Below are 6,016 nucleotides of genomic sequence, written 5' to 3'. Positions count from 1 at the left end.
TGCTTTGGCGCTTTTGAGGACAATCTAGCGCGGATCTCATCGTGGAGCTGGGCCTAATATATTGGGTAACCAACAAAGACTCCGAATACATTAGCGCAAACCAACTACGTTATCGATATTATTACTTGCAATATTGAGGCGGACCATACATTCCGCCCCCAAAGTGATATACGGCTAACAATTACTTCTTGGTTGTCTAAGGCAATTTATCCGACAAAAATACCAGTAAATATCAATGATTGCTTTATGGCTTATTATCTCTACAAGCCGACAGCGATACATTATTTAAATTGCTAACTTTCTTTGTCGATAACTTTTCTAATTTCCCATCTCTTATGTTCGCTATCCGCAAAGGTAGCTGACATCAATAATATTTTTCCAAGCTTTATTAGATTCTTCCATCTAATATTAAATAAGTTACCGTGTCACCTAGGTGACACTTTTTACTCGCCACTATTATAAAGTCCAATTATGATTTTTTTGATTGGACACTATTATGTCAGCACCTATTCTTAACCGCCGCGATATTGAGTTTTTCCTTTACGAGATGTTTGACGTGGAATCGTTAACTAATCGAGAGAAATACCAAGACCATGACCGAACTACATTTAACGGTGCAATCGACACTGCACAAGCGATAGCCGAAAAGTATTTTATGCCTATTCGTCAGAAAGTTGATGCTAATGAGCCTACTTTTGATGGTGAAAAAATTCATTTAATACCGGAGATTAAAGTCGGTTTAGATGCCGTATTAGAAGCAGGTCTAAGTGCCCCAACCTCACTTTACGAAGATGGTGGCATGCAGCTTCCTATGGTTGCTGCTAGTGGCGCGTTTGCTTACCTTTCTGCAGTAGCGAGCACAAGCTTGGGCTACTTATCATTAACACATGCCAACTGTAACTTAATAGAAGCCCACGGAACAAAAGACCAAATTGAACAATGGGTTAAGCCCATGCGTGAAGGCCGTTACGCTGGAACAATGGCAATGACTGAACCGGGTGCAGGCTCAGGTCTTGCTGATTTAACAACAACAGCAACTAAAGACGAACAAGGTAATTACCGATTAACGGGTAATAAAATCTTTATTTCTGGTGGCGATCACGACCTAAATGAAAATATTATTCATTTAGTACTTGCTCGTATTAAAGGCGCACCTAAAGGTATTAAAGGTATTTCACTGTTTATTGTGCCTAAGTTTTTAGTGAATGAGGACGGTAGTAAAGGTGATAACAATGAAGTTGCTTTGGCAGGTTTATTTCACAAAATGGGTGGGCGTGGTCATACCTCTACAGCGTTAAGCTTTGGTGAAAAAGATGGCTCAGTTGCTTATTTAGTCGGCGAAGAACATAAAGGGCTAATGTACATGTTTCATATGATGAATGAGGCACGTATTTTGGTTGGTACAGGCGCTGCACTTACCGCACTAACCGGTTACCAATACTCGCTTCATTACGCCAAAGAGCGTCCTCAAGGTCGTTTATTGTCATGTAAAGATCCTGAATCACCACCCGTTAATATCATTGAGCATCCAGATGTTAGAAGAATGCTATTAACGCAAAAAGCGTATTCAGAAGGTGCTTATGCATTATGCCTATATGGTCATGAATTGGCTGATGATGAAAAAACAGCGCTAACACCTGAAGAACGTGCGCATGCCACTACCGTTTTAGACTTTTTAACACCAATCATTAAAAGTTGGCCTTCAGAATGGGGTCATAAATCAAACGACTTAGCGATTCAAGTATTAGGGGGGCATGGTTATACCAGCGAACACCCTGTTGAAATGTTCTATCGTGACAACCGTTTAAACCCTATACACGAAGGCACTACCGGTATTCAATCGCTCGATTTACTGTGTCGAAAAGTTCCGATGAAAAATTTCTTAGGCTATAAAGCATTTCTTAATGTCATAGAAGAAACGATTCAAACGACTAAAGACAGTGAAACGTTAGGGGCTTTTTCTCAGTCACTAGCGGATGCGGTAGTCAATTTACGCGAAGTAACTAACCAAGTCATGGCTGCAGCGAAAAGCACTGAAAATAATAATCCTGATTTAGTGTTTTCTAACTCAGTGAGTTATTTAAATATGTTCGGTCACATAACCATTGCTTGGTTATGGTTACGTCAAGGAGACTTGGCTACTAAAGCTTTGGCGACTGAACCGCATATTGATGAACAGAAATTTTATAAGGGTAAGGTACAAGCGATGAAGTATTTCTTTAATAGCGAATTGCCACTGACTTATCACTGGGGATCGTTAGTTAAGAATATTGATAGCACCAGTTTTGATACCCAGCCTGATTGGTTATAAAACAATATCCTTTTATATCCCCATGCCAGTTAAAAAATATTTCACTGTAACCTGGGTATAAACCTTAAAAATTAATAGGTTAGTTCGTATTTCGTACTAACATTGAAAAATAGCGAGAGATACTATGTTCGAATACAAAGCCCCAATGCGAGATTATAAATTCGTAATGCAAGAATTATTAACCTGCGATAAGCATTACCAAACCTTAGGTTACGACGAAGCAAGCACTGATATGGTTGATGCTATTTTGTCCGAAGCGGCTAAGTTTACCGAACAAGTTATTGCACCCATTAACCAAATAGGCGATCAACAAGGTTGTCATTGGGAAAACGGTAAAGTAACGACTCCCGATGGATTTAAAGATGCGTATAAACAATATGTGGATGGTGGTTGGCCTACCCTATCTCAAGATGAAGACTTTGGTGGTCAGGGCTTACCCCATTCAATCAATATGGTCGTGAGTGAAATGTTGTCCGCAGCGAATCATAGTTTTTCTATGTATCCAGGACTAAGCCATGGTTGTATGTCTACTTTAGAATTCCATGGCACTGAGCAACAAAAATCTATGTTCATGCCCAAGCTTGTTGAAGGGACTTGGACAGGTACTATGTGCCTAACTGAATCACATGCAGGTACTGATTTAGGTTTGTTACGTACTAAAGCCGAACTTAACGAAGACGGTAGTTACAAAATTAATGGCAGTAAAATATTTATCTCTGCCGGTGAACATGACTTGTCAGATAATATTGTTCACTTAGTCATAGCGCGAGTAACTGACTCACCGGCTGGTACTAAAGGTATTTCTCTGTTTGTGGTACCCAAGTTTAATGTTAATGATGATGGCAGTATTGCAGACGAAAACGGCGTTAGCTGTGGTTCTATTGAACATAAAATGGGTATCAACGGTAACGCCACTTGTGTTATTAATTTTGATGATGCTAAAGGTTACCTTATTGGCGAGAAGAATAAAGGGTTGAAATGCATGTTCACCTTTATGAATGGTGCACGTTTAGGTGTTGCCAACGAAGGTGTTGCCGCAAGTGAAGCTGCCTTTCAGGGGTCATTAGCCTATGCGCAAGACCGCTTACAAATGCGTTCATTAACGGGCGTTAAAAACCCTAAAGGTGATGCTGACCCTATTATTGTCCATCCCGATGTAAGACGCATGCTACTAACGCAGAAGTCTATTGCCGAAGGTGGGCGAGCGCTTGTCTCACAACTAGCACAATTGGTTGATATTACGCATGCAGGTAATAGTGATGAAGATAAACTTGCTGCCAATAATCGTTTAGCGTTACTAACGCCTATCGCAAAAGCATTTTTAACTGAAACAGCAGTAGACTCGGCTAGTTATGGCATTCAAGTACTCGGTGGCCATGGTTTCATTAAAGAATGGGGCATGGAGCAATTATTACGTGATACTAAGATTTGTTGTCTATATGAAGGTACTACGGGTATTCAAGCTCTTGACTTAATTGGTCGTAAAGTACTTGGCACCAAAGGTGTTTTACTCAATGACTTTATCGATGAAATAAAGGTCTTTTGTAAGCGTAATGAAAACAACTCCGTGTCATTACTTGCTCATACTTTGGTTGACTATGTCGAACTCTGGTCAGAAGTGACCCATGAAATAGGCATAAAAGCGAGTGCTAACCCTGATGAGTTAGGCGCAGCGTCAGTAGATTACTTGATGCTGTCCGGTTATATCACGCTGGGTTATATGTGGGCACAAATGGCTAAAACAGCACAAGATACGATAAGTAAAAATCCAGATGAAAAAGACTTCTACTTAGCTAAAGTACAAACAGCAGAGTTTTATTTTGCCCGCGTCATGCCAAAAGCACACGGACACTTGGCTTGTTTAGCTAGCGGCGCTAAAACTATGATGAGCATGGAAAGCGAACATTTTAGTTTTTAAACGTTTATGACAGCTAATTAGCTAATGTAATATGATGGCAACGCGTTCTGATGGGGCGCGTACTATTAAAAATGTTATAAACCCAAATATATACCTAAATATAAGCCTTCTTAAAATTGCATCGATTGTTTGTGTCAGTAACACGTTTCAATCAGTAGACAAGCCTCCTATAGTGACGGGCATTATTAACACCCCCCCCCCTTAGATATACCTGCGATAAAATATCCCTCGAACCAAAATAAACAAATTACCGACGATGATTGACTTGATTCAGCTTGTTATCGCGCACTGCTGAAAATAGAACTTTCCTTGTTGCTGAGCGTCGCGAAAATAGTTTTGCTAAGGATATACCATCCCAGACTGCCACTAACAATATCTATAGTAAAATCTGGTCAAGTTAAGGACAAAAACTGGACCCAATCACACAAGATGCTTGTGCATTTCACAATGTTCATGTGGTCTTTGGAGAGTTTAACGGTGTGGTATTAGAGACAGTGAAGGCTTAGCAATTGCAGATGCACTTGCAGATAATAAAGCGGCAGTATTACAAAATCATGGTTTATTAACTGTCGGTACAACAGTTGAATCAGCTGTGTGGTGGTTTATTACTATGGAGCGGTGTTGCCAAACACAATTATTAGCACAAGCGGCAGGAACACCAAAATTGATTAACGATGCAACCGCAACGTCTATCTATCAACTCGTCGGTTCAGAAAATACTGGCTACTTTAGTTTTTTACCAATGTTTAATGTGCTGATAGAGAGCAACCATATCTGTTTGACTGATTTTTCAGAGTGAATAATTTATATATTGATGAGTAATAAATTAAAGTTCGCCAATTGAGTTCACTCAATGGCGATATTAATTTTTATATCAATCTTAGAAGCCCTACTTAGCACTTATTACCTAACTCCCTACTTATCCTAGTCAGCGGCTATTGTTTTTGGCGCTTTGCAAGAACACCTTTTTCAAAACCTAATACTTTTTCATACGTTGCAGGGAACCAACGCACTATACGGTCGAGTAACTTAGCATCATTACCAATTAATATTCTGCGTTTGTTGTTAATCAGCCCTTGTAAAATTACATCTGCGGCCTGCTCTGCTGTCGTTTTTGCTTGTTTATTAAAATCTGATAATATTTGGCTTTTAGGTACATGTTCTGTTGATATTTTAGCGTTGTTGGTAATGTTGGTTTTTATGCCTCCAGGGTGAACACAATGCACTGATACATTGGTCCCTGCCATTTCCATTTTTAAAGACTCGGTAAAGCCGCGAACCGCAAACTTTGATGAGTTATAAGCACTTTGTAATGGTAACGATAACAATCCGAACAAACTAGAAACATTCACTAAATGGGCGTTTGGTGATTTTTTTAAATAGGGTAAAAAGGCATGTGAGCCATAGACTACACCCCAAAAGTTAATATTCATTAACCAATGAAAATCCTCAAAGCTTTGATTTTCAACCGAATCAATTAAACTCACACCAGCATTATTAAATAACATATCAACGCGTGAAAATTGAGCGATTACCGTTTCAGAAAAATCAACAAATCCCTGTTTGTCAGAGACATCTAAGTCTTCGATTACGCAGGTTATGCTATAAGATTGTAACTCTGCTTGCACTGACATTAGCCCTTGAATATCTCTATCAACTAGCGCTAAATTACACCCTTGCTCAGCTAACTTTATCGCTAATGCTTTGCCAATACCTGAGGCTGCACCGGTGATTACGGCAACTTTTCCTTTAAAGTGCATGTTAAGCTTGTCTTGGTAATTACTCAT

General features: G+C 39.5%; 4 protein-coding genes. 3 read left to right on the top strand and 1 reads right to left on the bottom strand.

Features of this window, described 5'->3' with window-relative positions; all coding sequences use genetic code 11:
- Positions 1-496: 496 nt before the first annotated feature.
- The 3 genes from ESZ36_RS21070 (at position 497) to ESZ36_RS23105 (ending at position 5,028) form a co-directional block, all read left to right on the top strand.
- Positions 497-2,311 carry an acyl-CoA dehydrogenase gene (locus ESZ36_RS21070; RefSeq protein ID WP_146791529.1) on the top strand — a complete coding sequence of 605 codons (1,815 nt, stop codon included), beginning with the start codon at positions 497-499 and terminating at the stop codon, positions 2,309-2,311.
- A 124-nt stretch (positions 2,312-2,435) separates the two neighbouring features.
- A complete protein-coding gene (locus tag ESZ36_RS21065; RefSeq protein ID WP_146791527.1) occupies positions 2,436-4,229 on the top strand; it encodes an acyl-CoA dehydrogenase C-terminal domain-containing protein in 1,794 nt (597 codons plus the stop codon).
- Between the two features lie 484 nt (positions 4,230-4,713).
- Positions 4,714-5,028, top strand: a complete 315-nt coding sequence (locus ESZ36_RS23105; RefSeq protein ID WP_146791525.1) for a class II aldolase/adducin family protein — start codon at positions 4,714-4,716, stop codon at positions 5,026-5,028.
- A 136-nt stretch (positions 5,029-5,164) separates the two neighbouring features.
- Here ESZ36_RS23105 and ESZ36_RS21055 read toward each other — a convergent pair whose 3' ends face one another.
- Positions 5,165-6,016, bottom strand: a complete 852-nt coding sequence (locus ESZ36_RS21055) for an SDR family NAD(P)-dependent oxidoreductase (protein WP_146791523.1) — start codon at positions 6,014-6,016, stop codon at positions 5,165-5,167.

Origin of the sequence: Colwellia demingiae (genome assembly GCF_007954275.1) — a bacterium.
Classification (GTDB): domain Bacteria; phylum Pseudomonadota; class Gammaproteobacteria; order Enterobacterales; family Alteromonadaceae; genus Colwellia; species Colwellia demingiae.
Note: the sequence above shows the minus strand (reverse complement) of the source record. Positions and strands in the feature narration are given on the sequence as shown.